The organism is Halomonas rhizosphaerae, assembly GCF_030010555.1.
Lineage (GTDB): Bacteria > Pseudomonadota > Gammaproteobacteria > Pseudomonadales > Halomonadaceae > Halomonas > Halomonas rhizosphaerae.
The window spans coordinates 20,997-46,454 of the sequence record NZ_JASCQP010000027.1 but is presented as its reverse complement, the minus strand read 5'-3'; the positions used below and the strand labels follow the sequence as shown (position 1 = coordinate 46,454).

The window sequence follows — 25,458 nt, the reverse complement described above, 5'->3', positions numbered from 1 at the left end:
AGGAGTCATGGCCAGGCGCCTGAGCATTCCCGGTCTCGTCAACCTGCTGGAGGTGAGCGACGCCCGGGAGATTCGCCGGCTGGATGCCGAGCCGCACCTCGACCGCCACCTGGCACCCGCCGGCGGGCTGGTCAATCGCCTGCGCCTGGCCCGCCTGCGCCAGGCCTTCGTGTTCGACGGCGAGCCGCTGCCCGCCCTGCTGGCCCGCGAGGCGGAGGGGCGCGCATCTCGCCACGCCGAGCTGGGCCGTCGCCTTGAGGAGCGCACCGAGGCATCGTCCTGGCGCCAGGACCCAGCCTTCAAGACCCTGGTGGAGGCGGTGGCCGGCCAGGCCGAGGCCGAGGCGCTGGGACCCGCCGCCCAAGGGCTGCTGGGGCGGTTGTTCCGCGACGATTACCGTGCCGACGAGGCGAGCTATGCGGCGGCCCGGCTGCTCGATGCCTATCCCCGCGGCAACGTCCTGCGCGCCCTGGGCCAACGGCTCACCGGGCGCCTTCGCCGCGCCCGGCGGCTGCTGGCCGAGCGCGCGCGGGGCGAGCCGCTGGCCCTGCACGCCACCGGCATCGCCGTGCACAACCTGGTGGCGTCGCTTACGGCGATGCGCGAGCTGGCGGCGACTCCCCAGGCTCACGGGCTCTCCCTGGCGGCGGTGCTAGGCCGCACCCTGGCGGCGCCGGAGACGTTGCTGCGCCGGGTACAGGCGCCGCTGTCGACGCCCTGTGCGCCGCGCCGGCTGGAACCCGGCGACCTGGTGGTGCTGCGCCTGGCACAGGCCGCCCGGGGGAGCGGTGATCGTGAACTGGCCTTCATGGGTCAGAGCTGGGCGCGCTGCCCGGCCCAGGGCTTCATCCTGGCGCTGCTGGCGGCGGTCTGGGAGCAGGCCATGGCGGTGCGGCAAGGAGGGCGAGGCGCATGAGCGAGGACGTCATCTTCACATCGCTGACGTGGCGCAACATCGAGATCAAGAACCGCCTGCTGCGTTCGAACGTCGCCGGGCGCTTCGACAACGAGGACGGCAGCCTGACCCAGACCCGCATCAACTGGGAGTGCCGCTTCGCCCGCGGCGGGGTGGGGGCCATCCTCTCCTCCTTCGTGCCGGTGCAGATGGAGGGACGCATCGTCGCCGGCTACGCCACCATCCACCGCGACGACTTCATCCCCCTCTGGCAGCGCCTCGGCGAGGCGGTGCACCGCTTTGACTGCAAGTACATCCTGCAACTCAGCCACTCCGGCCGGCAGATGGACCTGCCGGGAGTGCACAACCAGCATCGGCGGGCCCCCAGCGCCACCGACCACAAGGAGTCGCTGCACGGCTTCCTGTGTCGCGCGATGACCGGCCACGAGGTCGAACGCACCGTCGATGCCTTCGCCCGCGGCGCCTGGCGCGCCCGAGAGGCGGGGCTCGACGGCGTGGAGCTCCACGCCGCCAACGGCTATCTCTTTACCCAGTTCCTGAGCTCGGCGATCAACGACCGCCGCGACCGCTACGGCGGCTCGCTGATTAACCGGGCGCGTTTCCTGCTGGAAGTCATCGAGGCGATCCGCGACCGGGTGGGGCCGGACTTCCACCTGCAGGTGAAGATCAGTGCCGTCGACCACAACGACGTGCTGCCCTGGGAGGGCAAGGGCAACAGCCTGGCGGAGACCGTGCAGGTGTGCCGGTGGGCCGAGACCGCCGGCGCCGATGCCCTGCACGTCTCGCTGGGCAGTCTCTTTCCCCACCCTCTCAACCCGCCCGGGGATTTCTCCTTCGAGACCATCGCCAGCACCTACGATGCCATGCTCTCCTCCGGAGTCGACACCTTCCGCAACTACCTGCTGTTCCGCTACCCGGCGCTGCGCTGGATCTTCCGCTGGCTATGGTTCCGCCACCGGCGCGGCCGCGAGGTGGAGGGTATCGGCCTGGACGAGGCGCGCGCCATCCGTGCGGCGGTGACCATCCCGGTGATCAGCACCGGCGGCTATCAGCGCGCCTCGCTGGTGCGCGAGGCCATTGCCTCCGGGGCGTGCGACGCGGTCTCCAGCGCCCGGGCGCTGATCGCCAACCCCGACCTTCCGCGCCAGTGGCAGGCCGGCCACGACACGCCAGAGAACCCCTGTACCTTCTGCAACAAGTGCCTGCTCAATGCGCCCAAGAATCCCCTGGGCTGCTATGAACTCGAGCGCTTCGGCGGCGACCACGAGCGCATGCTCGAGTCCCTGATGGCCATCTACGAGACTCGCCCCGAGCTGCAGTTGCCGCCGGTGCCGACGTCCCACACCCCGTGAGGCCGCCATGAGACGCCAGGAGCCCCCCGTCACCGCCGTGCAGGACGAAACCCGCCGTCGTCGCCGTCGGCGCCTGCCGCTGACCCTGCTGGTGCTGGCCGTGGTGGTGGCCGGCGTGCTGGTCCTGGCGATCGGCGTCCCCACCCTGTGGCGCTATAGCGGCGAGTCGGTGCGCCACTACGCCGACCCGGAGGCGCACTTCCGCCACGGCTCCATCGGCAGCGAGCCGGAAAGCGGCCTGCCGGTGCGCCTGTGGCGAGTGTTGCCCGAGCTCTTCCCCGAGACGCTGGGCGAGGAGGGCTATGCGGCCTTCGGCTTTCTCTACGCCCCGGGCGACAGCCTGGAGGCGGGCGACCTCCCCATCGGCGTGGGCACCCGCGAGGTGCGCGGCGTGGAACTGGGCTGGCTCAACTGTGCGGTGTGCCACACCGGCACGGTGCGCCAGTCCCGCGAGGCGCAGCCGCGGCTGGTCTCGGGCATGCCCGCCAACAATCTGGACCTCTACGGCTTCATCGACTTCCTGCTGGAGGTCGCCGATGACCCGCGGCTGGCGCCGGATAGCGTGCTCGCCGCCATGGAAGAGCAGGGCCAGGATCTGGGGTGGGTCGAGCGGCTGGTGTGGCGTCATGCGGTGCTGCCCCGGGTGCGCGAGGGGCTGCTCGCGACCCGGGCGCGGCTCGCTCCGCTGCTGGCGGCGCAGCCGGCCTGGGGGCCGGGGCGGGTCGACACCTTCAATCCCTACAAGCTGATCCAGTTCGACCGGACCCTCGACGACCTGACGGCGGGCGAGCGGATCGGCACCGCGGACTTCCCGTCGATCTTCCTGCAGCGTCCCCGCCAGGGCATGGACCTGCACTGGGATGGCAACAACGCCTCGCTGCAGGAGCGCAACCTTAGCGCCGCCCTGGGCGCCGGGGTCACCGAGGAGAGCGTCGACCATGCCGCCATCGAGCGGGTGGCCGATTGGCTGCTCGACCTCGAGCCGCCGCCGAGCCCCCACGCCCCGGATGCCGAGAGTGTGTCGGCCGGCAAGGCGCTCTACATGCGCCAGTGTGCCGATTGCCATGGCTACCAGGAGGGCGAGCGCTTCGTCTTCGAGGGTGGGCGGCTTGGCGAGGTGGTGCCCAACGCCACGCTCGATGTCGACCCGGCGCGCCTGGACAGCTACACCGAGAGGTTGCGTCGCGACCAGCTCACCCTGTTCGCCGATGACGAGCGCTATCGCTTCCGCCACTTCCGCAAGACCGACGGTTACGCCAGCCAGCCCCTCGACGGGCTCTGGCTGCGCGCCCCCTACCTGCACAACGGTTCGGTGCCGACCCTGCACGATCTGCTGCTGCCCCCGGAGGAGCGCCCCACGGGCTTCGTCCGTGGCCTGGACGTGCTGGACGGCGACAAGGGCGGCTTCGTGGCCCCCGACTGTACCCCGGGTGCCCCCCTGGACGAGGGCTTCTGCTTCGACACCCGCCTGCCCGGCAACGGCAATCAGGGCCATGGCTATGGCACCGGGCTGGCGGCGGAGGAGCGGGCAGCCCTGCTCGACTATCTGCTCACCTTCTAGCGGCCGACCGGCCAGGGAGCCTCGCTATGCAGACCTCACAGGACGCATTCCGGACCTTTCGACGGGTGATGCGCGCCGGCATTGCGCTTAACGTGCTGCTCGGCCTGTGGCTATGGTGGTGGCCCGCCGGTTTCCTCGAGATCATCGGGGCCGACCTGACGGCGCCCCTGACCTGGCCACGCTACGCCGGCCTGGCCATGCTGGCGGTGGGGCTGCTCTACCTGCCGGCCGCCCTGGCGCCACTGCACAACCGCCTGGTGGCGCTGCTGTCGACCCTGTTCCGGGGCCTCTTCGCACTGTTCTTCCTGTTCGCGGCTGGGCCGTTGTGGTTGCTGGCGTTCTACGAGGCGCTACTGGCCGTGTTGCAGGGCGTGACCTTCTGGCGGGCCTGGCGAGCGGACCTGATGGCCAAGCCTTAGGCGTCTGCCGGTCAGACAGGAAGACGGGGCCCGCGATGGCTCGCGGGCCCCTGGACAATATGCGGCGGTGTGGAGAATGGCGCAGAGCGATGCGTCGCTATTCGGCACCGGCCCCATTCCGGAAGTGTTCCCAGGCATGGTGGTAGAGCACGCCGGCATAGCCGTTGCGCTGCATGATCTTGAGGATCTTCGCCGGGTCACTGCCATCCAGGGCCTTGTGGAGTTTTGCCCGCTGCTCGTCATCGAGATCTTCGTACCAGTGGAAGGGCTCGCCCTGAGCATTACCGTCCTCGGCCTTGCGCATCAGGTCGATCTCGATGCGCCCGCCATGCCGATACAGGATGTCGTAACCCTCCTGCAGGTGGCTCCTCGGGACATCGCTCGGCTTCTCGAGGCCTTCCAGAACGTCGTAGTAGTAGTAGCTCAGCGGTTGCATGTGGCTCCTCCAGAGGTATGCCGTGGCTCATCCCTACTGGCCTGTTTCCCTGTTCTCCATCCTGCCTCAGGCAGGACGGCAAGCTCAATGGAAGAATACACGCCATCCTCAAATCCGTTCCACCCCGCGATCGTGATCCCGAGAGCCGCCCGTCGACAGTGACTACGGCTTCCTCGACGAGGTCACGGTCTAACGGGAACGGTCGGTGGCCGCCCTGTGCGTCTCGGCGAAGGAGACCAGGCGACGCTGCTCCTCGTCCCACAGCACGAGCCGCACCGACGCCAGGCTTTCTCGCAGGCTGACACGGCCGATATGGCGGAGTGCGGGATGGTCGCGCAGCACTTCGGACAGCCGGTAGGAGGGGATGCGGCTGCAGAGATGATGAACATGGTGGATCCCGATATTGGCCGTGAACCAGCGCAGGGGGGCCGGCAGGTCATAGTGGGAACTGCCGTGCAGTGCCGCCTCGTGGAACGTCCAGTCGTCGTCGTGCTCCCACAGGGTGTCCTCGAACTGGTGCTGGACATAGAACAGCCAGACGCCGATCGATGAGGCGAGCAGCGTGATGGGCAGTTGCACGAGCAGGAAGGGGATCATGCCGACCAGCCAGATCATGGTGGTGACGAGCAGGGCGATCGCCGCATTGGTGCTCATGGTGCTCAGCCAGGGCATCCAGCCCGCGCGCATGAAACCCACTGGCAGTCGATGGTCCAGGACGAACAGGTACGTCGGGCCGACACCGAACAGCACCAGCGGGTGCCGGTACAAGCGATAGAGGAGCCGCTGGATTCGCGGCAAGCCTCGGAACTCGCTCACGGTCAGGGTGTCGATGCCGCCGACACGCGGCCGATCGAGATTGCCGGAGTTGGCATGATGGTGGGCATGGCTGTGTCGCCAGAGATCGTAGGGCGTCAGGGTCAAGACGCCGATGGCTCGTCCGACCCAGTCATTGGCAGTTCTGGAACGAAAGAATGACCCGTGGCTGCAGTCGTGCTGGATCATGAACAGGCGCACGAGGAACCCCGCGGCGGGCACGGCAAACAACAGGCCAAGCCAGACGCCGGCGCTCAGGGTGCCCCACATCAGTAGCCAGAGGGCGGCTAAGGGGATCACCGTGACCGTGAGTTCCAGGACGCTGCGCGCCAGGCGTGGCGTGCGGTACTCGCCCAGGGCGCGCTTCAATGCCCGTGGCTCGGCGGTGATGTCGATAGTCGGCGCTTGGGAATCCATGTGCAGGCTCCTGACCGGACCCGACACGCCATTCTGGGCTCACTGCGGGGCGCGTGTCCGGGGCTTGGGGAAGGGCGCTGCGACCCGCTCCCGCTTGGCCAACGGATCTGCATGCCCTGAGGCTGTAGGTTGGCGTCCATCACGCACGCTTTCTGTACGGTACCGCACGCATATCGGGACGTTCGTCGGTATGGCCCCGCATGATCGCCTCTTGCCCACCGGCCTTCAGCGCGGACATGGCCATGGCCCCGTCAAGCATCAGCGTATCGAAGTCCCGGGTTCGCAGAGCAATGTTCCGGCAAAGGTGGCACCGTCGGCGCCGTCGTCGAGCAGCAACTGCAGGTCACCGCCCATGGCCTCCATCAGCGAGTGGCTGATGGCGAGGCCCATCCCCAGTCCTTCGGGCCGGCTGGTGTGGAAGGGGGCGAAGATATGCTCTCGCACAGACGCCGGTACACCGGGGCCGCGGTCACTGACCGTGAGGACGACCTCCCGAGGGCCCGTGCGCCGGGCGCGGATCACCACCCGGTCGGCGTCGGGCCGGCCGCGGCTCGCCTCCAGGGCGTTGAGCAGCAGGTTGACCAGCACCTGCTCCAGGGCCACCGGGTCGGCCAGCACCCGGGGCAGGCCGTCCTGGAGGTCGTGCTCCAGCGCCACGCCGGCCTGCTGGTACTGCCACTCGCAGAGCCGGCAGGCGGCGTCGATGACCTCTTGCAGCATCACCGGCCGGGGGCGCGTCTGCCCCTTGCGCACGAAGGTCCGGATATGGCGCAGCCGCTCGGCCAGGCGCTGGACCTGCGCGTTGATGCGCGTGAGGGGCAGGCGTAGCTCATCGACGGAACGGGGCGGGTCGGCGGCGAGATGCATCAGGGCCCCGCTGGCGTAGTTGGCGATGGCGCCCAGCGGCTGGTTCAGCTCGTGGGCGATGTTGGAGGCGAGCTCGCCGGTGGTGGCCAGACGGTTGGCATGGGCGATCTGCTCCTGATGGCGGCGCTCCTGGGCCTCGGCGGCCTTGCGCAGGCCGATATCGCGGTTGAGCAGCGAGAGGTGGTCGGGCTCGGCGCCGAGCGCCGAGTGGGCCATCACTACGCTGAGCACCGGCACGGGCCCGTGTGGGCCGCGCATCTCGAGCTCGCCGCTCCATGATCCGTAGCGTGCCACGGCGGGCAGCACGATCTCGCGCAATATCGCCAGGGCGTCAGGGGTGTAGGCCTGATCGAGGGGCGCCTCACTGTCTTCCCGGAAGCGTCGTGACGGACGGGAGAGCAGCCGGCGAGCGGCCTCGTTGGAATAGAAGATGCGCTCGTGGCCGTCGACGAACAGCACATAGTCGGTGGTCGACTCCACGACCCGGGCCAGGCGCTCGCGGTGGGCCTCGATGCAGATGCGCCGACTCACGTCCCGTGAGACACAGAGGATATCGATCAGCTCGCCGGTGGCCGGGTCGCGGCGCGTGCGGCTGGTGGTCTCGAACCAGACGTAGTGGCCATCCCGGGCGCGGAAGCGGTAGGTCTGCTGGTAGAAGCCGTCGTGGTAGTAGACCCGCGGTGACTTGTTGAGCAGGTCGCTGAGGTCCGCGGGGTGGAAGAGGTCGTAGGCGCAGACCCCGATCAGTACCTCGGGCTCATAGCCGAGCAGGTCCCGGGCCGCCTGGGAGGCGTAGAGGAAGGTGCCGTCCCGGGCGTGGCGGGAGATCAGGTCGGTGGTGCTGTCGGCGAGCCAGCGGTAGTGCGCCTTCTCGGCCTCGAGGGCCACGTTGTGCGCCTCAAGCTCGGCGAGGCGTGCCCGCAGTCGTTGTGCCTCGCCCATCGCGGACCCATCCGTCATCAGCGCGCGGGGTCCACGAGGCCGCCCAGGGAGGCGTTGCGCCGGAACCAGCCGGCGATGCTGGCCCGCGGCAGGCGGGTCGGCAGCACCTCGTGGGGCACGCTCTCGGAGAGGAAACAGGCGAAGGTGCCGGCCTCGGGGCGGACCCGGACCAGCTCGCGCTCCGGGTCCTCGGCGGCGAAGATCACCATCTCGCCACCGCCGTCGGCGGGCCAGTCGGGGTTGAGGTAGCCCACCGTGGAGACCACCCGGTTGGCTCGGCCACGGAAGCTGTCGAGATGTCGCCGGTAGAAGGCGCCGGACGGATAGTGGGCGAAGTGGGCCTCGTACTCGAAGAGCCCCAGGAACAGCGTCCGATTGAGTTCCTGCTGCAGCGCGCCCATGGCCTCCAGGTAGCGGCGACGGGCACGGCTCTCGCGGTCCAGCCAGCGGATGGCATCGCCGCGAATTTCCCGGCGCAGGGCGTGTGCCTGGCCGCGACCGACGCCGGCCTCCTCGAGGGCCTCGTGGTCAGCCATGGCGGCCACTTCCTGGTAGAGCTCGGCGCACAGCTCCGCGGGGATGAATGCCTCGCCGACGTACCAGCCTTGCGCCACCAGGGCGTCGACCAGCTCGGCCAGCCGTTCGCGGGGCAGAGCGGTGCCGGCGGGGATGGCGGTCGTCGTCATGGGCTTGAGACCCGGCGCTCGGGGCGGAAGAGCAGCTCGCCCGGCGGGCGCTCGAAGAGGTTGATCGGCATGGCGAAGCCCTCGGCGAGCAGTTCCACCAGCATCATCGCGGAGAGCCCCCAGATCACGTGGCCATCGGTGCGGTAGCTGGGCACGTAGTAGTCGCGGCCATCCACCCGGATCACGTCGGTGTGGGTGCGCTGGTCCTCGAGAAAGTGCGATAGCGGCACCTCGAAGATGGCGTCGAGCTCGCCCGGGTCAGGGACGAGCGGCAGGTCGGGCGCGATCAGCCCCACCCAGGGGGTGACGCGCAGGCCATGCAGCGAGACCACGTCCGACAGCCGGCCGAGCAGCTCCACGCGCTCCGGGGGCAGGGCGATCTCCTCCCAGGACTCACGCAGCGCGGTGGCCAGCAGGTCGCTGTCCTGTGGTTCGCGCTTGCCCCCGGGGAAGGCTACCTGGCCGCTATGGGTATTGAGATGGTCGGCGCGGCGGGTGAACAGCAGGGTCGGCTCGGGGCGGTCGACGATGGGCAGCAGCACCGCGGCCTCGGGCAGGCGCAGGCCGACCCGGCGTGGCCGGTGTGCTTGCAGGCGTTCGCGAAGGTTCTCTAACATGGGGTTTCCATCGGGTTTGATTCCTTCTACTCGGCCGCCATGAGCGGCGTCAAGCCCTGACCGGGTGGCCGTCATGCCGCCCGCCAGCCTGCCAGGGAGCGCCATGAACTTCTGCAGTCACTGTGGCCATACCGTGCGCTTCGCGATTCCCGACGGGGACGACCGGCCGCGCTACTTCTGCGACGAATGCGGCACCATTCACTACCAGAACCCGCGCATCGTTGCCGGCACCCTGCCAGTGAGCGGCAGCCGGGTGCTGCTGTGCCGCCGCGCCATTCCCCCGCGCAAGGGCTACTGGACCCTGCCGGCGGGCTTCATGGAGAACGCCGAGACCACCGTCGAGGCGGCCGCCCGCGAGACCCGCGAGGAGGCCTGTGCCGAGGTCGAGATCCATGGGCTCTATACCCTGATCAACCTGCCACACATCGACCAGGTCTACATGATCTTCCGTGCCGATCTCGCCGGCGGCTTCGAGGCGGGGCCCGAGAGCCTCGAGGTGGCGCTGTTCGAGGAGCACGAGATCCCCTGGGATGAGCTCGCCTTCCCGACCATCGAGCGCACCTTGCGCCACTTCTACGCCGATCGGCGGGAGGCCGCCTTCCCGCTGCATGTCAGCGACATCACCGCCGAGGATCGCGAGCGCTACTTTGGCAGTGCCTGACGGGGGCAGCGCCTGAGCGCCTCAGTCCCGGTCGATGGTGAAGGGCGACCAGGTCTGGCGCGTCGGCATCACCTCCAGCCGGTTGATGTTGATGTGGTCCGGCAGCGTCGCCACGTGGAAGATCTGCTCGGCGATGTCCTCGGCCTGCAGCGGCGTGGTGCCGCGGTAGAGGGCATCCGAGGCGGCGTGGTCTCCCTTGGTGCGCACCAGGGTGAACTCGGTCTCGGCCATCCCCGGCGCGATGTCGGTGACCCTGACCCCGGTACCCTTCAGATCGCAGCGCAGGTTGTAGCCGAACTGCTCGACGAAGGCCTTGGTGGCGCCGTAGACGTGGCCGCCGGGGTAGGGCCAGCTGCCGGCCACCGAGCCGATGTTGATGATGCTCGCCCCGGCGCCGGTGGCGATCAGGCGCGGCAGCATGGCATGGGTGACGTTGACCAGCCCGGTAACGTTGGTGTCGATCATGGTGTGCCAGTCGGCGAGGTCCACCTCCTGGGCCGGCTTGGGCGCCAGTGCGAGGCCCGCATTGTTCACCAGGCAGGTGACCTCGCGAAACTCTGCAGGCAGCTCCTCGACCGCGCGGGCCACCGCCTCGGCATCCCGCACGTCCAGGGTGAGGGTCAGCACCCGGACCTTGTCGCCGAGTTCCTGCTCGAGCGCCTCCAGGCGTTCGCTGCGGCGGCCGGTGAGGATCAGCGACCAGCCAGCGGCGGCGAAGCGGTAGGCGGCGGCGCGGCCGAAGCCGGACGTGGCACCGGTGATCATGGCGATGGGCATGGGGACTCCTCCTCGAAGAATGGTGTCTCGAACCCTGCATCATAGGCCGGGCGGCGAGGCGTCTCCAGTGGCCGCTTGAGATGATTTCCCCACGGCGGCCCGGCTCGATGTCCTCAACGCTGAGCGCTGCTCGTCGCGGGCTCCAGCCTGAAAAGCGGGATGTCGAGAATTTCCATGACCTGCGTCAGGATTTTCGCACCGCCGTGGCTGTCGCGATATCTCGTGCCTCGTTGCGACCTCCAGGCGCGCTGCGGCGACATGCCCGGGATGCGGCCGTGAGAGGAGGCATCCGGCATACGCCAGGAAGGGTGGATGAATTTGTGGAACTAATCACGCCATTTGAAATGTTAATCAAGTTTGAGCTTCCTGCCTGGTTTTATCGACTGAATTGTCTTCCTCGTGGCGTCGATTGACCGGGTGTCAGGCGAGCGGTAAACAGTTCCTGCCAATCACAACAGCCCGCGAGATACCGTCATGACGCTTCAGCAGAAGGGGAGCCTCCTTCCCACCCTGACCGCTCTTTCCGCCGCCCTCCTGCTTGCCGGAGCCTCCCTCGCCGCCGAGGCCGCTACCCTGCGCCTGGCCACCGACTCGGGAACCCAGGGCTCCCCGGCGGGCGATACCCTCGACGAGTGGCGTCGGCTGATCGAGGAGAAGTCGGGCGGCGACCTCGAGGTCGAGGTCTACTACCAGAACGAGCTGGGCGGGCAGCAGGAGGTCTTCGACCTGCTGGTGGCGGGCGGTGTCGACATGATGCTCAGCTGGCCGATGACCTCCTACGACAAGCGTATCGGGGTCATCTATACCCCCTACATGACGCTGTCCTGGGACGAGGCCGTCCAGGCCTACAGTCCGGGTGGCTGGGTCAACGAGCTGCTTGGCGGCATCTTCGCCGACATCGGCCTGAAGTTCTTCGGCCCCTGGCCGGAGGGGTTCAATGGCGTGGCATCGCGCGACCAGTACGCGCTCGACATCGAGGGCGCCGATGGGCTGACCGTGCGTACCATGCCGGTGTTCCCGGCGCCCCAGACCATGCAGGCCCTGGGCTACCAGACCGCCGCCATCGACTGGGGCGAGGTCTATACCGCGCTGCAGACCGGCGTAGTGGATGGCGAGGCGGGCAACGTCATCTACTGGCCCTATGAATACTTCCGCGACACCCTGGACTACTACGTCCACACCAAGCACTTCTTCATGACCGGCATCCTGACCATGAACATGGACAGTTACGAGCGCCTGAGCGAGGAGCACCAGCAGGTGGTCAGCGAGGCGGCCCACGAGATCATGGAACAGCAGTTCGTCGAGGCCAGGGCGCGGGACGAGCACTATATCGCCAAGGCGCAGGAAGACGGCATGGAGTACTTTGCCCTGCCCGAGGAAACCCTCGACACCTTCGCTCGCCGCGCCCGGGACGAGGTCTGGCCGCTCATGGAGGAAGAGCTGGGCGCCGAGATCATGGACACCATCCGCGCCAACGCCACGCCGCTGTGACGTTTTCCTCCTGAATCCTGGCGCCGGCCCGTTTTCGGGCCGGCGCCCCCGTTGCGAGGGCCTCCTCATGCAACCCTTCTTCAAGGCCCTGGACGAGAAGGTCGGCTGGCTGCTCAACGCCGTCGCCTTCGTGACGAGCCTTCTCGTCATGGGGCTTATGCTCTTCCTGATCCTGGCGCGCTACGTCTTCGGCTGGTCGCTGGTCGGCATCCTGGAACTGGTGATGCTCGCCGGCATGTGGCTCTACATGACCGGGGCGCTGATCGCGAGCCGTCGCCATGAACACCTGGTGGTGGACTTCCTCGAACTGCAGCTGCGCGATGCCCGCCTCAAGGCGCTGCACAAGACCCTGGTGGCGGTGATCGTGGCGGTCATCAGTGCCTGCTTCGTCTATTGGGCCATGCGCATGCTGGCCTGGGGCGTGCAGCGTCCCCAGCACACCCCGGAGCTCTCTATCCCGCTGTGGGTCTCCCAGGCGGCCATCATGGTCGCCAGCATCGGCTGCTTCTGTTACGCGCTGCGCGATGTCTGGCAGGGAGGCGCGGAACTGCGCGCTGCCCGTTCCGGCTATTCGCCGGCCAGGGAGGAGTCCTGATGGAAGGCCTGTTCGCGATTCTGCTGCTGCTGGTGCTGATGGGGCTGGGTGTGCCCGTTGCCTGGTCCTTCGCCGGGGTGCTGACCTACCTGGCGGTGGCCTACGATGCCAACCTCGATACCCTGATGATGCAGGGCTTCCGCTCTGTGGACTCGGTGATCCTGATCGCCTTACCACTGTTCGTGCTGACCGGCTACCTGATGCAGAGCGGCGGCATCGCCAGTCGCCTGGTGACCTTCATCGAGACGCTGGTCGGCAGGCGCCGCGGGGGCATGGGCGCCTCCATGGTGCTGGCCTCCGGCGTGTTCGGCGCCATCGCCGGCACCGCCACGGCGGCGGTGGCCTCCATCGGCACCATCATGATCGGCCCGCTCGAGCAGCGCGGCTATCCGCGCGGCTACGCTTCCGCGCTGCTCGGCATCTCCTCGCTGCTGGGCATCCTGATCCCGCCCTCGATCACCATGATCCTCTTCGCGGTCGTGACGCGGCAGTCCGTGGCGGCGCTGTTCGCGGCCACGGTGGGGCCGGCGCTGCTGCTGATCGTGGGGCTCATCCTTGCCAACCGCCTGGCCTGCGGGCGACTCTTCCAGGAGGTGGCCGGCGAGACCATGGCCACCGGCAAGCTCCTCTCCAAGGGGGTGGCCACCTGGCGGGCGCTGCCGGCGCTCAGCCTACCGTTCATCATCCTGGGCGGCATCTACGGCGGGGTATTCACGCCCACGGAGGCGGCGGCCGTGGCAGCCTTCGCGGCCATCGTCATCGGCTTTCTGGTCTACCGCGATCAGTCACTCATGCACTTCTCGCGCAGTGTCATCGCCGCCGCGGAGACCACCGGGTCGATCATCCTGATCCTGCTCTTCTCCTTCATGATCGGTCGCATCCTGGCCTTCGAGCGGGTGCCCCAGGACCTCACCGAGCTGATTACCACCCTGATCCAGAATCCCTTGCTGATCCTGATCGCAGTGAACGTCTTCCTGATCCTGGCCGGCGCCATCCTCGACGACGTCTCGGTGACGGTGGTGGTGGCGCCGCTGTTCCTGCCGCTGATGGTGGACACCGGCATTCATCCGGTGCACTTTGGTGCCATCGTGGCCTGTTCGGTGGTGATCGGTGCCAACAGTCCGCCCGTCGCCCCGATCCTCTACATGGCCTGTCGCATCGGCCGGGTGTCGATCCACAAGACCTTTGCGCCGGCGTTGCAACTGATCGCCTTCGTGGGCATACCGGTCATGCTGATCACCACCTTCATTCCCGAACTGTCGCTCTTCCTGCCGCGCCTGCTGGGCTTCATCTAGGTTCGTAGACTTGTGGCAGACGCCACGCGCTTTGCGGCCCGTGGCGTCGTTGTTCACAAGTCCGCCAGCCGCCAGACGTCGAAGGCCGGCTCCTCGTAGGGATGGGCTGCCGTTAGGGCGGCCACCGCCTCATCGATCAGCGCATCCTCGCAGACCAGTTCCACCTTCAGCTCCTCCACCTGCTCCAGGTCGCCGACCCGCCCGATGTGCGGGTCGGCGCCCTCCAGCGGCCGGAACTGTCCCATGCCCTGCGTCTGGAAGCAGCAGGCCTCGTAGTCGCCGATGCGCCCGGCCCCCGTGGCGAAGAGGGCTTCCTTGACGGCCTCGGCGTCCGCGACGGGCACGAAGAACGCCAACTTGTACATGGTCTCTACTCCTCTGGCCTGGATGAATGTCCTTCCTTTGTGCCATATCACGGCGCTGGCGTCAGCCGTGCCGCGCCTCTTCCTGCTCACGAGCAGGAGGTCGGTTGCCCTGGGGCGATGGGAAAAATAATACTTGTCCAATAGCTATACAGTGACTAAGTTGTGTATAGGTTGAAGCCGAGGATGGCCACCGACCTGAAGCCACGAAACCCACCGGTCGCAACGCGTCCGGGGTCAGCCAAAGAGGAAGAGTGCCCCATGAAGACCTTCACCACTCCTGTTTCCCAGTTCATCGGCGCCGGCGTGCTGGGCCTGATGCTCGCCGGCGGCGTGCAGGCCGACAACCACGGCATGAAGAAGGACATCGTCGACACCGCGGCGGGTGCGGGCCAGTTCGAGACCCTGGTGGCCGCAGTCGAGGCGGCTGGCCTGGTCGAGACCCTCAAGGGCGAGGGACCCTTCACCGTCTTCGCCCCGACCGACGAGGCCTTCGCCGCCCTGCCGGATGGCACCGTGGAGTCCCTGCTCGAGCCGGAGAACCAGGAGCAGCTGCAGGCGATCCTCACCTACCACGTGGTGCCCGGCAAGATCATGGCGGAGGACGCCATGGCGGCCGACAGCGCCACCACCGTGCAGGGCCAGGACATCACCATCACCACCATGGACGGTAGTGTGATGATCAATGATGCCACCGTGGTCCAGGCCGACATCGAGGCCAGCAATGGCGTCATCCACGTGATCGACGGCGTGCTGATGCCCGAGTGATCCCGGCATCCCGATCGGGTCGACACCCTGTTCCTTGCTTGAATGCCCCTTCTGGCCGCCTCCGGGCGGTCTTTTTTCGTCCCGGTTTTGACAGTCTTCTATGGACTGGCGACCCTCATGGCATTGAATCAAGGGAGCCTTGCCTCATGTCGATCGACGAGACCCTCGCCTCCCTGCTGTCGGATGCCGGACTGACGCCAAGGGGCGAGACGCAGCCATTGGGAGGCGGCGATATTGCCGAGGTCTTCCGCCTGGCGACCGACCAGGGCGAGGTGGTGGTCAAGCGCGACGACCCCGAGCGGCTGGCCGGCGAGGCCGAGGGCCTGCGGGCGCTGCGCGAGGCTCGCAGCGGGCTGATCGTGCCCGAGGTGCTGGGCGAGGCGGGGGGCTATCTGGTCATGGAGGCATTGACGCCGGGGCGCTCCCCCGGTGACGAGGCGAGTCTCGGCGAGGGGCTGCGCCGGCTCCATGCGGAGACCGGCGACGCCCACGGCTGGCCGCGGGACAATGCCTGCGGGCGTACGCCCCAACCCAATGCCCCGCTGCCCGACGGCCGCGCCTTCCAGCGCGATCGCCGCCTGCTGCCCCTGGTTGATGCCTGCCAGGCGCGAGGGCTGATGGAGAGTCGGCTGCGCGCTCGTATCGAGGCCATCGCCCATGGCCTGGAGGCCTGGCTGCCGGATGCCCCGGCGAGCCTGGTGCATGGCGACCTGTGGTCGGGCAACGTGCTCTACACCCCGCAGGGGCCGGCGCTCATCGACCCCGCGGTCTATCGCCACTACCCGGAGGTGGATCTCGCCATGCTGACGCTGTTCGGCTCACCCGGGGAGGCCTTCTTCGAGGCCTACTGGAACGGTGGCGCCCCGGCCGNCGACTGGCCGGGGCGCGAGACACTCTTCCAGCTCTACCCCCTGCTCAACCACCTGCTGCTGTTCGGCGGAGGCTATCGTGGCGCGGTCGACCGGGCAGTATCGCGGCTGGAAGCCTACCAGGCCTTGTAGGGCAGGAACTTCCCGCTCAGGGTCAGCAGCACGCGGTCGCCCTTGGGGTCCTCGACCTTGTCGACCTCCATGGTGAAGTCGATGGCGCTCATGATGCCGTCGCCGAACCTCTCCTGGACCACGTCCTTGAGGGTCTCGCCATAGACGCCCACCACCTCGTAGAGGCGGTAGATGAAGGGGTCCTGGGGAATTGCCTCGTCCCAGGCCTTGGTCGGGAAAGTCGTCAGCGCCTCGGCGGCCTCGGCATCGACACCCAGCACGTCGCACAGCTTGTGGGCGACCGCGTGGCTGGCACTGTTCATGCCGTAGCAGGCGGACGCCACCCACACCGGTGACATGCCGACGGCGGAGGCGATGTCGTCCCAGCTCATCTTCTTGCGAGCCTTGGCGGCGAGCAGGGTGTGGCGCATCTCGAGCTTATCCATGATGAGTCTCCTTGAGGGTGATGGTGGCCAGCTTGCTGGCGGGAGTGCGGGATGACGGGGCATCCGCGTTGGTGGTAGCGGAGGCGTCGGGCTCCCCGTCCCGTTCGTCGACCGGGTTGACCACTCGCGGATAATGCAGGCCGCGCCGGTCGAGGTCGGCGGTGCGCAGCTCACCCGAGCGATTCACCAGGAAATCGACCAGGTAGTTGCGGATTCTGTAGTAGTGCGGGTGCTTGACGATCTCGGCACGCGAGCGCGGGCGGGGCAGGTCGATCTCCACGGCCTCGGCGATGCGCGCCTGGGGGCCGTTGGTCATCAGCAGGATGCGGTCGGCCAGCAGGATCGCCTCGTCCACGTCATGGGTGATCATGAACACCGTCTGGCGGTCCTGGCCCCAGATCTTGATCAGTTCGTCCTGGATGACGCCGCGGGTGAGGGCATCCAGTGCCCCGAAGGGCTCGTCGAGCAGCAGCAGTTCCGGCTTGGTGGCAAACGCCCGGGCGATGCTCACGCGCTGGCGCATGCCGCCCGAGAGCTGGGCGGGCTTGCGGTCGACGACGTCCGCCAGCCCGACCATCTCCAGGTAGGCGAGACTGTGCTCGGTGACCCGGGACTCGTCCCACGCCCTCCAGCGGGCGCGCACCCCGAACCTCACGTTCTCCAGCGCGGTGAGCCACGGCAGCAGGCTGTAGTTCTGGAACACCACGCCACGCTCCAGGCTCGGACCATTGATCTCGCGGCCATCCATGATCATCGCGCCGTCGCTGAGGCTGTCGAGCCCGGCCAGGGCATTCATGATGGTCGACTTGCCGCAGCCGGAGTGGCCGATGATGCAGACGAACTCCCCCTTGTCGAGCTGGAAGCTGACGTTATCGAATACCGTGAGCGCCTCTTCCCCCTTGGCACCGGGGAAGCGCTTGGCGGCTTGCTGGACTTCCACGAAGGCATGGGTCATGGGATTACTCCTGATAGGTGACCAGTCGGGCGATGGACGACAGCGCCAGGTCGAGCAGCATGCCCACCACGCCGATCATCAGGATCGAGAAGATCACGCTGGTCAGGTCGAGGTTGTTCCACTCGTTCCACACGTAGTAGCCGATGCCGGTGCCGCCCACGAGCATCTCGGCGGCCACGATCACCAGCCAGGCGATGCCGATGGAGATGCGCATGCCGGTGAGGATGGTCGGGGCCGCGGCGGGCAGGATCACCTTGAAGGCGGTCTTCAGTGGCGATAGCTCGTGGGTGCGGGCCACATTGACCCAGTCCTGCCTGACCCCGGCTACCCCGAAGGCGGTATTGAGCAGCATCGGCCAGATCGAGCAGATGAAGATCACGAAGATCGCCGAGGCCTCCGAATCGCGGATGATGAACAGCGCCAGCGGCATCCAGGCCAGGGGCGAGATCGGGCGCAGTACCTGGATGTAGGGGTTGAGCGCCTTGTACATCAGCGGCGACATGCCGATCAGAAAGCCGATCGGGATGGCGATCACCGCGGCCAGCAGGTAGCCGGTCAGCACCCGGTAGAGCGAGTAGCCCAGCTGAATGCCGATGCCCTTGTCGTTGGGGCCGGCATCGTAGAAGGGGTTGGAGAGCTCCTCCCAGGCCCGCGTGAGGATCTCGGAGGGCGGCGGTACCTTGGCGGTCTCGTCGGCCCCGCCCATCAGCTTCTCGTATTCGCTGAGTTCGGCCCCGCCGCCGCCCAGCGCAGGCACATGGTTGAGCCCCTCCCAGAGCCCCAGCAGCACGGCCAGCATGACCACGGCGAGGATGCCGGCGCGCAGGTTGAGGCTGAACTTCCACTCGGTGGTCGTGCGGTCCATGTCAGCTCCTCCGGATCGCGAAACTCTCGACATAGGCTTCGGGCTGGGTGTAGTCGAAGGTCTTGCCCATGATCTGGTAGTTGCGCGAGGTTTCCCCGGGCGTCTCGTAGCCCAGTTCGCGCATGACCTTCTCGGCATCGGTGGCCAGGTAGACGTCGCGCGCCACCTGCTGGTAGTCCACATCGCCCTCGATATAGCCCCAGCGCTTCATCTGGGTGAGGATCCACACCGCCATGGAGTGCCAGGGGAAGGGATCGAAGTCGATGCGGTCAGGGACGTTCTGCACGCCACCCAGGCCATCGGCGTAGCGTCCGGTGAGGACCTGCTCGATCACCGTCACTGGCTGGTTCAGGTAGTTGGTGGGGGCGATGGCCTCGGCGATCTCCGAGCGGTTCTCGGGGTTGGAGGAGTACTGGGTGGCATCGATGATCGCCCGCAGCAGCGCGCCGTAGGTGTTGGGGTTCTCGGTGGCGAAGCGCTGGCTGGTGGCGAAGGCGCAGCAGGGGTGGCCGTCCCAGATCTCCTTGGTGAGCAGGTGGATGAAGCCGATGCGCTCGAACACCGCGCGCTGGTTGAAGGGGTCCGGCGACAGGAAGCCGTCGATGTTGCCGGCGCGCAGGTTGGCGACCATCTCGGGCGGCGGGATCACGCGAATCTGGATGTCCTGGTCGGGGTCGAGGCCATGCTCGGCGACGTAGTAGCGCAGCAGGAAGTTGTGCATCGAGTACTCGAAGGGCACGCCGAAGGTGAAGCCTTTCCACTGCTGCGGGTCGCGCTTGTCCTGGTGGTCATTGTGCAGCACGATCGCCTGGCCGTTGATGTTCTCCATCGCCGGCATGATGAAGGGTTCCGGGGTGGAGCCGGCGCCCAGGGTCATCGCCAGCGGCATCGGGGTCAGCATGTGGGCGGCGTCGTATTCGCGGTTGAGCGACTTGTCGCGGGCCACGGCCCAGCCGGCGGTCTTGATCACCGAGACATCCAGGCCGTAGCGCTCGTAGAAGCCCATGGGGTGGGCCATGATGATCGGTGTGGCGCAGGTGATCGGCACGAAGCCGACATCGAGGCGGGTCTTCTCCAGCGGGCCGAGGCCCTCCTTCACGGCGGCCTTGATGGCGTCCATCGGCAGCAGCGTCGCCAGGGCCGCGGCCACGGTGCCGCCGCCCACCAGCTTCATGAACTGGCGGCGATGCATGTCGCTGTGGCCGAACATCCCCCGCACCAGCGCGCTCTCCACCACGCGGTCCAGCATCGCCTCCTGGCCCTGTGGCGTGGCTCGGGCCTCGGGGGCTGTCACCTGCGGCGAATCGTCGTGATGGTGCGGGGAGGAGGGTGTCCGTGCGTCATCGGAGCACGCCTGGCAGTCGCAGTGCCGTCCATGGATCAGCGATTGGCGGTGGTCGAAGGGGTTACCCAGACTGTTGTGATCGTTGTTCATGGTCATGTCACGTCGCTCGTGCTGTGGAAGGAGGCGCATGCGCCAGGGTGGTGCATGCCTGGCGCGGCTGGGGGTGTTCTCCCAGTACGCTGCGAAGCACGTGCCATCACGAGGCGTGATGGAAAAAAACGATAAGAGTCAGAAGGTTGTTTGTTGCGCTGCGAGTCGAGCTCGTCCGGCCCGCCCGTGACGAGATCTCGTCAATCACGAGATCTCGTTGAAAGAATGACGATTTTTCGTCATTGGCCCGGCGCTTGTATGGGCAGGGATATCGCTTGCCGAGGAGCTCTGCATGCCTGCCACCGCCATCGCCGCACTGCCGTTGTCCCAGCAGGTCTTTGCCCGCGCGCCCCAGGCGCTGGTGGTGGTCGACCCCGTGGCCGACCGGCTGATCTCGGCCAACGAGGCCGCCTGCCGCCTGCTGGGGGACGCGGCGCCCGCGCTGGTCGAGCGCCCCTTCAGTCATTTCCTGGGGGCGACCCTGCCGCTATGGGTCTGCTTCACCGACGAGGCGCTGAGCCGCTCGTCGGCCTGGTCGGATGACCTGGTGCTCCTCGACCTCAAGCGTCAGCCTCGCCATGTGGAGGTGCAGGCCCAGGTCCTCGACGAGGGGCGGCTGCTGCTGACCCTGGTCGACCGCCAGAAGGCGGAGCAGCGACGCGCCCGGGCCGACCTGCGCCGCCAGCATCGCCGCGGCCAGGTGGGGTGGGAGCGTGTCGAGCAGGTCTTCGAGCGTATCGAGCGCCAGAACCAGCTGATCCTCGGTGCGGCGGGCGAGGGCATCTACGGCCTGGACGCCGAGGGCCGCACCACCTTCGTCAATCCCGCGGCCGAGCGCATCCTAGGCTGGAGCAGCGAGGACATGGTTGGCCACGGTGCCCACCAGCTGTTTCATCACACCCAGGCCGACGGCAGCCACTTTCCGGTACAGCAGTGCCCGATTCATGCCTCGTTCAGCGATGGCCAGGTGCATCGCGTCGACGACGAGGTGTTCTGGCACAAGAACGGCGAGGCGATCCCGGTGGAGTACACCAGCACGCCGATCTTCGAGATGGGGCGCCTGGTGGGCGCGGTGGTGCTGTTTCGCGATATCCGCGAACGCAAGCGGGCCGAACAGCAGCTGCGCGATGCGCTGGCCGAGGTGGGGTCGCTCAAGCGGCGGCTCGAGCTCGAGAACCAGTACCTGCAGGAGGAGATCAAGGCGGAGCTGAACCACCGGGAGATCGTCGGCGAGAGTGCCGCCGTGGCGCACCTGGTCCGGCAGATCGCGCTGGTGGCGCCCACCGATGCCAATGTGCTGATCAGCGGCGAATCGGGCACCGGCAAGGAGCTGATCGCCCGCGCCATCCATGCCGGCGGCACGCGCAGCGATCGTCCGCTGATTCGCGTCAACTGTGCGGCGATTCCCCGCGACCTGTTCGAGAGCGAGTTCTTCGGACATGTGAAGGGGGCCTTCACCGGCGCGGTGAGCGACCGCCCCGGGCGCTTCGAACTGGCCGATGGCGGCACGCTGTTTCTCGACGAGGTGGGCGAGATCCCGCTGGAACTGCAGAGCAAGCTGCTGCGAGTACTGCAGGACCAGCAGTTCGAACGCGTGGGCGAGAATCGCACCCGCGAGGTCGATGTGCGGGTGATCGCCGCCACCAACCGCGAGCTGCGCGAGATGGTCGAGGCGGGCGCGTTTCGCGAGGACCTCTACTTCCGACTCAATGTCTTTCCCATCGTCTCGGTGCCGTTGCGCGAACGCGCCGAGGACGTGCCCCTGCTGGCGCGGCACTTCCTGGTGCGCGCCTGCCAGAAGTTCAACAAACCGGGGGTGCGTCTTCCGCCCGCCCAGTTGGAGGTGCTCAAGCGCTATCCCTGGCCGGGCAACATTCGCGAGCTGGAGAACGTGATCGAGCGCCAGGTCATCGTTGCCCAGGGGCAGCGGCTGGCCTTCGACGACCTGCTGGCGGCGGACACGGCGGTGCCGTTCGCGCCTGAGGGGGAGGGGGCCAGCGTGTCGGGACCCCTGGCGGAGGAGAACGAGGCACCGCTGCTTACCGAGCCTGAGCTCCTCCGCCGTCAGCGCGCGAGTGCGGTGGCGGCCCTGCGCGCCTGCGCGGGCAAGGTGTCGGGTCAGGGCGGGGCCGCCGAGCTGCTGGGCCTCAAGCCGACGACCCTGCGTTCGCGCCTCGAGGCGTGGCGGATCGACCCCCGCGACTACCGGGCATCCTAAGGCCCATGGCTTCTCAGGGCGAGCCGCTGGCCATCCTTGCCAGGGTCCAGTCGACCAGTTCGAAGGCGAGCCGGTCGGCGGCGTGGCCGAAGGCCTCGACCACGGCCTCGAGGCCGTCATCGTTGCTTGCGACCACCGCCTCGAACCGGCGGCTGGCCAGCACCTCGCGGCTGGCCTCGTCGAGCAGCTGCACCTCGAGGCGTAGCACCACCTCGGGGGCGCCCTCGCGGTAGCGGCTGTGGAAGGCCCCCAGATGGCTCGCCAGGGTGGCGTCGCTGCGCGCCCGGCTGGCGTCGTCCACCACGGCGGCCAGGCGGCCGTCGCGGCGGAAGGCCGCGATCAGGTGGTCGCGCAGCAGCCGCGGGGCATCGTCGCTCCAGCGTGCCCCCGAATAGGCCTGGAACTCCCCGGGGGAGGGCATGACCAGCAGGCGTCGGCCATCCAGGGGCGCCCCGGCGCTGGGGGTGTCGAGGCGCAGGGTGAGGTCGCGGGTGGCCTCATCAGACGCCGACAGCGACGGTTCGGGCAGCGTGAAGAGGCGCACCGGCTCCTGCTCGGGGAGCAGGCTGCAACCCGCGATCAGCACCGCCATCAGCAGGGCCGGCAGTGCCATGGGGTGTCGAGACAGGGGACGTCGAGACAGGGCGGGCAGGTTCATGGGGTGAACTCCTGGATCTCGTCGCGACCCAGCAGGGCATCGGCCGGGTTTTCCTCGAGGCGTCGCACCAGCCGGTTCAGGGCACGCAGCGCGGCGTGCAGTTCGCGCATGGCCGGGTCGAGCTCGCCCACGCCCTGCAAGCCCCTGGCCAGGGAGCCCTCGTGGCGTGCCGTCAGGCCGTCCAGCCGTGCGGTGGTGGACTCCAGCGACTGCATGGCGCGCTGGGCACTCTGCAGGGTCGCGCGCCCCTCCTCGTCGAGCAGCTCGTCGGCCGTCTCGCCCAGGCGGCCGAAGCCCTGCAGGGAGGCCTCGATCCGTTCGCCGGCCTCACCGAAGCGCGCCATGGCCTCGCCGAGGGCATGGCGCTGGTCGACCAGCGCCCGCGAGACGACCTCCAGGTTGTCCAGGGTGCGCGTCAGGCTCTCGGCATTCTCCTCGGAGAGCAGCCGGTTGGCGTTGGTCAGCAGCCGGTCCACCTGGGCGAAGAGCTCCTCGCTGTTGGAGAGCAGCGAGCTCAGCGGCGAGGGCTCGGCCTGGATCAGCGGGGGATCGTCGTGGTCGCCCTGCAGGCGGGGGCTCTGCGGGGTACCGCCGGAGAGCTGGATGTTCATGGTCCCGGTGATGTTGGCCAGCGCCAGGCTGGCGCGGGTGTCCTGCTTGATCGGGACGTCGCTGTAGACGCGGATCAGCGCCCGGACCTGGCGCGGGTCCCGGGGGTCGAGGCGCAGCCTGACCACATCCCCGACCTCGATGCCGCTGTACTGGACCGCATTGCCCTCGGACAGGCCGCTGACGGCCCGGTTGAAGCCGATCTCGTACCAGGCATAGTCGCGGTCGACGCTGGACTTGCCGAGCCAGAGGGCGAACAGCAGTGCGCTGCCCAGGGTGATCACCGTGAACAGCCCGATCAGCACATGGTGGGCGCGGGGTTCCATCGTCAGGGCTCCTCCACCGGGTGGGCCGCCCCATGGGCGGCGCGGCCTCGGGGGCCATGGAAATAGTCGTGAATCCAGTCATCGTCGGTGGCCGCGACGACGTCGAGGCGATCGGCGACCAGCACCTGGCCCTGCGACAGCACGGCCACCCGGTCGCAGGCGGTATAGAGGGTGTCCAGGTCGTGGGTCACCAGGAAGACGCTCAGGCCCAGGGCGTCGCGCAGGGTCAAGATCAGGCGGTCGAAGGCCGCCGCGCCGATCGGGTCCAGGCCCGCCGTCGGCTCGTCCAGGAACAGCACCTCCGGGTCGAGCGCCAGGGCGCGCGCCAGGGCGGCCCGCTTGATCATGCCACCGGAGAGCTCGGCGGGATACTTGATCGCGGCGTCCCCGGGCAGGCCGGCGAGTGCCAGCTTGACCCGGGCCAGGGCCTCGGCGTCGGCGCGGGAGAGCCCGATGTGCTCGATCAGCGGCAGGGCGACGTTCTCCTGCAGGGACAGCGAGGTGAACAGCGCACCGCGCTGGAAGAGCACTCCGAAGCGGCGCTCCACCCGGGAGCGGTCCCGGGCGGAGAGGCCCAGCAGGTCCTCGCCGAACACCTCGATGTGCCCGGCGCTGGGCCGCAGCAGGCCGACGATGCTGCGCAGCAGGACCGACTTGCCGGTGCCCGAGCCGCCGACCACGCCGAGGATCTCGCCCGGGTAGAGGTCGATATCGAGGTCCTCGTGGACGCTGTGCGCACCGAAGCGGTTGGCCAGCCCGCGGACCCGGATCAGCGGCGCGTCGTTCCTCGAGGCCCGTGCCGCGCTCACCAGCCCATCTCCATGAAGAACAGCGCCGCCACCGCATCCAGCAGGATCACCACGAAGATCGACTGCACGACGCTCGAGGTGGTGTGCTCGCCCACGGACTGGGCGCTGCCGCTGACCTTGAAGCCCTCCAGGCAGCCGATCACCGCGACCAGGAAGGCGAACAGCGGCGCCTTGGCAAGGCCCACCAGGAAGTGGTTGAGCGGGATGTCGCGCTGCAGGATGGCCAGGAACTGGACGAGCGAGATGTCCAGGGCCAGCAGGCAGACCAGGGCCCCGCCGAGGATGCCGCTGAGCATGCCCACGAAGGTGAGGATCGGCAGGGTCAGCATCATCGCCAGTACCCGCGGCAGCACCAGCAGCTCGATGGGGTCGAGGCCGAGGGTGCGCACGGCATCGAGCTCCTCGTTGGCCTTCATGGCGCCGAGCTGGGCCGTGAAGGCGCTGGCGGTGCGACCGGCGAGCAGGATGGCGGCGAGCAGCACGCCGAACTCGCGAAGAAAGGCGAAGGCGACCAGGTTGACCGTGTAGATGGTGGCGCCGAAATCGCGCAGCACCGTGGCGCCGAGGAAGGCCACCACGGCGCCCACCAGGAAGGTCAGCAGGGCGACGATGGGCAGGGCATTGAGGCCCGTCTGGTGCAGCTGGGCCACCATCGAGGTGAGGCGCCAGCGGCTCGGCCGCCAGGCGGTGGCGGCGAGGGTGGCGAGCACCTGGCCGATGAAGCCGAGCAGCTGGCGCTGCTGCTGCCAGAGCCCCTCGACGATCTGGCCGGTCCGCGCCAGGGTGTCCCTCAGCGGTCGGGCGGGGCGCGCCGGGGGCGGCCGATTGTCCGCCATGGCCTCGCCCAGGGTGCGCAGCAGGGCGCGGCGCGTCGCCGGCAGGTCGGGGGCCCAGTCGTCGATCGCGGCGAGCGGCCCGGCGCCGACCAGCTCCATCAGCAGGACGGCACCGGCGGTATCCAGGGCGGCGAGCCGCTCGAGGTCGACCCCCTCGGGGGACGGCTCGCGGGCCTGCGCCAGGCGCTCGACCTGGTTCTTAAGGGTCGCGTAGTGCACCAGGGTCCAGTCGCCGGCAATGGCCAGGCGGCCGTCCTGCTGGTCGATGTGGCCCGGCTCGGTCATGGGCGAAGGCATCTCAGGCGAGTCATGGTGGCCGATGGTATCAGCCCGCGTGCCTTTACAT

Annotated in this window: 26 protein-coding genes; 11 read left to right on the top strand and 15 right to left on the bottom strand. The window is 68.2% G+C overall.

What is annotated here, in order from left to right; genetic code table 11:
- Window positions 1-7: 7 nt before the first annotated feature.
- The 4 genes from QLQ83_RS11000 to QLQ83_RS10985 are packed head-to-tail and all read left to right on the top strand — an operon-like array spanning window position 8 to window position 4,248.
- Entirely contained in the window at window positions 8-916 is a 909-nt protein-coding gene (locus tag QLQ83_RS11000) for a PIN domain-containing protein (protein WP_282735569.1), read from the top strand.
- Window positions 913-2,268 carry an NADH:flavin oxidoreductase gene (locus QLQ83_RS10995; protein ID WP_282735568.1) on the top strand — a complete coding sequence of 452 codons (1,356 nt, stop codon included), beginning with the start codon at window positions 913-915 and terminating at the stop codon, window positions 2,266-2,268. The genes QLQ83_RS11000 and QLQ83_RS10995 overlap by 4 nt, the downstream gene beginning before the upstream one ends.
- Before the next feature lie 7 nt (window positions 2,269-2,275).
- The gene (locus tag QLQ83_RS10990) at window positions 2,276-3,829 is read left to right on the top strand and encodes a c-type cytochrome (RefSeq protein ID WP_282735567.1); all 1,554 of its coding nucleotides are present in this window, start codon (window positions 2,276-2,278) and stop codon (window positions 3,827-3,829) included.
- 26 nt (window positions 3,830-3,855) lie between these two features.
- Complete coding sequence (locus tag QLQ83_RS10985; RefSeq protein ID WP_282735566.1) at window positions 3,856-4,248, top strand: hypothetical protein; 393 nt, start codon at window positions 3,856-3,858, stop codon at window positions 4,246-4,248.
- A 97-nt stretch (window positions 4,249-4,345) separates the two neighbouring features.
- Here QLQ83_RS10985 and QLQ83_RS10980 read toward each other — a convergent pair whose 3' ends face one another.
- The 5 genes from QLQ83_RS10980 to QLQ83_RS10960 all read right to left on the bottom strand — a co-directional run bounded on the left by QLQ83_RS10980 (window position 4,346) and on the right by QLQ83_RS10960 (window position 9,026).
- Window positions 4,346-4,684, bottom strand: a complete 339-nt coding sequence (locus tag QLQ83_RS10980; protein ID WP_282735565.1) for a hypothetical protein — start codon at window positions 4,682-4,684, stop codon at window positions 4,346-4,348.
- Between the two features lie 189 nt (window positions 4,685-4,873).
- Window positions 4,874-5,914, bottom strand: coding sequence for a fatty acid desaturase (locus QLQ83_RS10975; RefSeq protein WP_282735564.1), 1,041 nt, complete (start codon window positions 5,912-5,914; stop codon window positions 4,874-4,876).
- A 258-nt stretch (window positions 5,915-6,172) separates the two neighbouring features.
- Window positions 6,173-7,741, bottom strand: a complete 1,569-nt coding sequence (locus tag QLQ83_RS10970; protein WP_282735563.1) for a PAS domain-containing sensor histidine kinase — start codon at window positions 7,739-7,741, stop codon at window positions 6,173-6,175.
- A complete protein-coding gene (locus QLQ83_RS10965) occupies window positions 7,741-8,409 on the bottom strand; it encodes a 2OG-Fe(II) oxygenase (protein ID WP_282735562.1) in 669 nt (222 codons plus the stop codon). The genes QLQ83_RS10970 and QLQ83_RS10965 overlap by 1 nt, the downstream gene beginning before the upstream one ends.
- A complete protein-coding gene (locus QLQ83_RS10960) occupies window positions 8,406-9,026 on the bottom strand; it encodes a CoA pyrophosphatase (protein ID WP_282735561.1) in 621 nt (206 codons plus the stop codon). The genes QLQ83_RS10965 and QLQ83_RS10960 overlap by 4 nt, the downstream gene beginning before the upstream one ends.
- A 103-nt stretch (window positions 9,027-9,129) precedes the next feature.
- On the opposite strand from QLQ83_RS10960, the gene QLQ83_RS10955 reads away from it, so the two are divergent.
- Complete coding sequence (locus QLQ83_RS10955) at window positions 9,130-9,687, top strand: NUDIX hydrolase (protein ID WP_282735560.1); 558 nt, start codon at window positions 9,130-9,132, stop codon at window positions 9,685-9,687.
- A 21-nt stretch (window positions 9,688-9,708) separates the two neighbouring features.
- On the opposite strand, the gene QLQ83_RS10950 is transcribed toward QLQ83_RS10955, so the two are convergent.
- Complete coding sequence (locus tag QLQ83_RS10950) at window positions 9,709-10,464, bottom strand: SDR family NAD(P)-dependent oxidoreductase (RefSeq protein WP_282735559.1); 756 nt, start codon at window positions 10,462-10,464, stop codon at window positions 9,709-9,711.
- Window positions 10,465-10,938: 474 nt separating this feature from the next.
- Between QLQ83_RS10950 and dctP the strand changes: the two genes are divergently transcribed.
- The 3 genes from dctP to QLQ83_RS10935 all read left to right on the top strand — a co-directional run bounded on the left by dctP (window position 10,939) and on the right by QLQ83_RS10935 (window position 13,845).
- Window positions 10,939-11,955 carry a TRAP transporter substrate-binding protein DctP gene (gene dctP / locus QLQ83_RS10945; protein ID WP_282735558.1) on the top strand — a complete coding sequence of 339 codons (1,017 nt, stop codon included), beginning with the start codon at window positions 10,939-10,941 and terminating at the stop codon, window positions 11,953-11,955.
- Window positions 11,956-12,022: 67 nt separating this feature from the next.
- Window positions 12,023-12,550, top strand: a complete 528-nt coding sequence (locus QLQ83_RS10940; RefSeq protein ID WP_282735557.1) for a TRAP transporter small permease — start codon at window positions 12,023-12,025, stop codon at window positions 12,548-12,550.
- Complete coding sequence (locus QLQ83_RS10935) at window positions 12,550-13,845, top strand: TRAP transporter large permease (protein WP_282735556.1); 1,296 nt, start codon at window positions 12,550-12,552, stop codon at window positions 13,843-13,845. The genes QLQ83_RS10940 and QLQ83_RS10935 overlap by 1 nt, the downstream gene beginning before the upstream one ends.
- Before the next feature lie 53 nt (window positions 13,846-13,898).
- Here QLQ83_RS10935 and QLQ83_RS10930 read toward each other — a convergent pair whose 3' ends face one another.
- Entirely contained in the window at window positions 13,899-14,210 is a 312-nt protein-coding gene (locus QLQ83_RS10930) for a YqfO family protein (RefSeq protein WP_282735555.1), read from the bottom strand.
- Window positions 14,211-14,468: 258 nt separating this feature from the next.
- Between QLQ83_RS10930 and QLQ83_RS10925 the strand changes: the two genes are divergently transcribed.
- Both QLQ83_RS10925 and QLQ83_RS10920 read left to right on the top strand, forming a co-directional pair.
- On the top strand, window positions 14,469-14,975 hold the full coding sequence (locus QLQ83_RS10925) for a fasciclin domain-containing protein (RefSeq protein WP_282735554.1): 507 nt from the start codon (window positions 14,469-14,471) through the stop codon (window positions 14,973-14,975).
- 152 nt (window positions 14,976-15,127) lie between these two features.
- Complete coding sequence (locus QLQ83_RS10920; protein WP_282735787.1) at window positions 15,128-15,976, top strand: fructosamine kinase family protein; 849 nt, start codon at window positions 15,128-15,130, stop codon at window positions 15,974-15,976.
- On the opposite strand, the gene cynS is transcribed toward QLQ83_RS10920, so the two are convergent.
- From cynS to QLQ83_RS10900, 4 genes are read right to left on the bottom strand one after another with little or no spacing between them, the layout of a single operon-like run.
- The gene (gene cynS / locus QLQ83_RS10915; RefSeq protein WP_282735553.1) at window positions 15,961-16,401 is read right to left on the bottom strand and encodes a cyanase; all 441 of its coding nucleotides are present in this window, start codon (window positions 16,399-16,401) and stop codon (window positions 15,961-15,963) included. The genes QLQ83_RS10920 and cynS overlap by 16 nt on opposite strands.
- Window positions 16,394-17,356, bottom strand: coding sequence for an ABC transporter ATP-binding protein (locus QLQ83_RS10910; RefSeq protein WP_282735552.1), 963 nt, complete (start codon window positions 17,354-17,356; stop codon window positions 16,394-16,396). Before QLQ83_RS10910 ends, cynS begins: the two co-directional genes overlap by 8 nt.
- Before the next feature lie 4 nt (window positions 17,357-17,360).
- Window positions 17,361-18,221, bottom strand: coding sequence for a nitrate ABC transporter permease (gene ntrB, locus QLQ83_RS10905; RefSeq protein ID WP_282735551.1), 861 nt, complete (start codon window positions 18,219-18,221; stop codon window positions 17,361-17,363).
- Between the two features lies 1 nt (window position 18,222).
- Window positions 18,223-19,662 (bottom strand): CmpA/NrtA family ABC transporter substrate-binding protein, encoded by a 1,440-nt coding sequence (locus QLQ83_RS10900; protein WP_282735550.1) that lies wholly within the window; start codon window positions 19,660-19,662, stop codon window positions 18,223-18,225.
- Window positions 19,663-19,948: 286 nt separating this feature from the next.
- On the opposite strand from QLQ83_RS10900, the gene QLQ83_RS10895 reads away from it, so the two are divergent.
- Window positions 19,949-21,874 (top strand): sigma 54-interacting transcriptional regulator, encoded by a 1,926-nt coding sequence (locus QLQ83_RS10895; RefSeq protein ID WP_282735549.1) that lies wholly within the window; start codon window positions 19,949-19,951, stop codon window positions 21,872-21,874.
- Window positions 21,875-21,887: 13 nt separating this feature from the next.
- Here the strand turns inward: QLQ83_RS10895 and QLQ83_RS10890 are convergent, their stop codons facing one another.
- The 4 genes from QLQ83_RS10890 to QLQ83_RS10875 are packed head-to-tail and all read right to left on the bottom strand — an operon-like array spanning window position 21,888 to window position 25,397.
- The gene (locus tag QLQ83_RS10890; protein ID WP_282735548.1) at window positions 21,888-22,532 is read right to left on the bottom strand and encodes an ABC-type transport auxiliary lipoprotein family protein; all 645 of its coding nucleotides are present in this window, start codon (window positions 22,530-22,532) and stop codon (window positions 21,888-21,890) included.
- Complete coding sequence (locus tag QLQ83_RS10885; protein ID WP_282735547.1) at window positions 22,529-23,467, bottom strand: MlaD family protein; 939 nt, start codon at window positions 23,465-23,467, stop codon at window positions 22,529-22,531. Before QLQ83_RS10885 ends, QLQ83_RS10890 begins: the two co-directional genes overlap by 4 nt.
- Window positions 23,468-23,469: 2 nt before the next feature.
- Window positions 23,470-24,276 (bottom strand): ABC transporter ATP-binding protein, encoded by an 807-nt coding sequence (locus tag QLQ83_RS10880; protein ID WP_411971129.1) that lies wholly within the window; start codon window positions 24,274-24,276, stop codon window positions 23,470-23,472.
- Window positions 24,273-25,397 (bottom strand): ABC transporter permease, encoded by a 1,125-nt coding sequence (locus QLQ83_RS10875; RefSeq protein ID WP_282735546.1) that lies wholly within the window; start codon window positions 25,395-25,397, stop codon window positions 24,273-24,275. Before QLQ83_RS10875 ends, QLQ83_RS10880 begins: the two co-directional genes overlap by 4 nt.
- Window positions 25,398-25,458: the final 61 nt, after the last annotated feature.

Excerpts from the sequence above, each read along its gene's own strand:
- QLQ83_RS10885 (WP_282735547.1), bottom strand. The coding sequence starts at position 23,467 with ATGGAACCCCGCGCCCACCATGTGCTGATCGGGCTGTTCACGGTGATC.
- QLQ83_RS10995 (WP_282735568.1), top strand. The coding sequence starts at position 913 with ATGAGCGAGGACGTCATCTTCACATCGCTGACGTGGCGCAACATCGAG.
- QLQ83_RS10965 (WP_282735562.1), bottom strand. The coding sequence starts at position 8,409 with ATGACGACGACCGCCATCCCCGCCGGCACCGCTCTGCCCCGCGAACGG.
- QLQ83_RS10990 (WP_282735567.1), top strand. The coding sequence starts at position 2,276 with ATGAGACGCCAGGAGCCCCCCGTCACCGCCGTGCAGGACGAAACCCGC.
- cynS (WP_282735553.1), bottom strand. The coding sequence starts at position 16,401 with ATGGATAAGCTCGAGATGCGCCACACCCTGCTCGCCGCCAAGGCTCGC.
- QLQ83_RS10960 (WP_282735561.1), bottom strand. The coding sequence starts at position 9,026 with ATGTTAGAGAACCTTCGCGAACGCCTGCAAGCACACCGGCCACGCCGG.
- QLQ83_RS10970 (WP_282735563.1), bottom strand. The coding sequence starts at position 7,741 with ATGACGGATGGGTCCGCGATGGGCGAGGCACAACGACTGCGGGCACGC.
- QLQ83_RS10940 (WP_282735557.1), top strand. The coding sequence starts at position 12,023 with ATGCAACCCTTCTTCAAGGCCCTGGACGAGAAGGTCGGCTGGCTGCTC.
- QLQ83_RS10875 (WP_282735546.1), bottom strand. The coding sequence starts at position 25,397 with ATGACCGAGCCGGGCCACATCGACCAGCAGGACGGCCGCCTGGCCATT.
- QLQ83_RS10930 (WP_282735555.1), bottom strand. The coding sequence starts at position 14,210 with ATGTACAAGTTGGCGTTCTTCGTGCCCGTCGCGGACGCCGAGGCCGTC.
- QLQ83_RS11000 (WP_282735569.1), top strand. The coding sequence starts at position 8 with ATGGCCAGGCGCCTGAGCATTCCCGGTCTCGTCAACCTGCTGGAGGTG.
- dctP (WP_282735558.1), top strand. The coding sequence starts at position 10,939 with ATGACGCTTCAGCAGAAGGGGAGCCTCCTTCCCACCCTGACCGCTCTT.
- QLQ83_RS10950 (WP_282735559.1), bottom strand. The coding sequence starts at position 10,464 with ATGCCCATCGCCATGATCACCGGTGCCACGTCCGGCTTCGGCCGCGCC.
- QLQ83_RS10910 (WP_282735552.1), bottom strand. The coding sequence starts at position 17,356 with ATGACCCATGCCTTCGTGGAAGTCCAGCAAGCCGCCAAGCGCTTCCCC.
- ntrB (WP_282735551.1), bottom strand. The coding sequence starts at position 18,221 with ATGGACCGCACGACCACCGAGTGGAAGTTCAGCCTCAACCTGCGCGCC.
- QLQ83_RS10925 (WP_282735554.1), top strand. The coding sequence starts at position 14,469 with ATGAAGACCTTCACCACTCCTGTTTCCCAGTTCATCGGCGCCGGCGTG.
- QLQ83_RS10900 (WP_282735550.1), bottom strand. The coding sequence starts at position 19,662 with ATGACCATGAACAACGATCACAACAGTCTGGGTAACCCCTTCGACCAC.
- QLQ83_RS10975 (WP_282735564.1), bottom strand. The coding sequence starts at position 5,914 with ATGGATTCCCAAGCGCCGACTATCGACATCACCGCCGAGCCACGGGCA.
- QLQ83_RS10980 (WP_282735565.1), bottom strand. The coding sequence starts at position 4,684 with ATGCAACCGCTGAGCTACTACTACTACGACGTTCTGGAAGGCCTCGAG.
- QLQ83_RS10935 (WP_282735556.1), top strand. The coding sequence starts at position 12,550 with ATGGAAGGCCTGTTCGCGATTCTGCTGCTGCTGGTGCTGATGGGGCTG.
- QLQ83_RS10890 (WP_282735548.1), bottom strand. The coding sequence starts at position 22,532 with ATGAACCTGCCCGCCCTGTCTCGACGTCCCCTGTCTCGACACCCCATG.
- QLQ83_RS10955 (WP_282735560.1), top strand. The coding sequence starts at position 9,130 with ATGAACTTCTGCAGTCACTGTGGCCATACCGTGCGCTTCGCGATTCCC.
- QLQ83_RS10985 (WP_282735566.1), top strand. The coding sequence starts at position 3,856 with ATGCAGACCTCACAGGACGCATTCCGGACCTTTCGACGGGTGATGCGC.
- QLQ83_RS10895 (WP_282735549.1), top strand. The coding sequence starts at position 19,949 with ATGCCTGCCACCGCCATCGCCGCACTGCCGTTGTCCCAGCAGGTCTTT.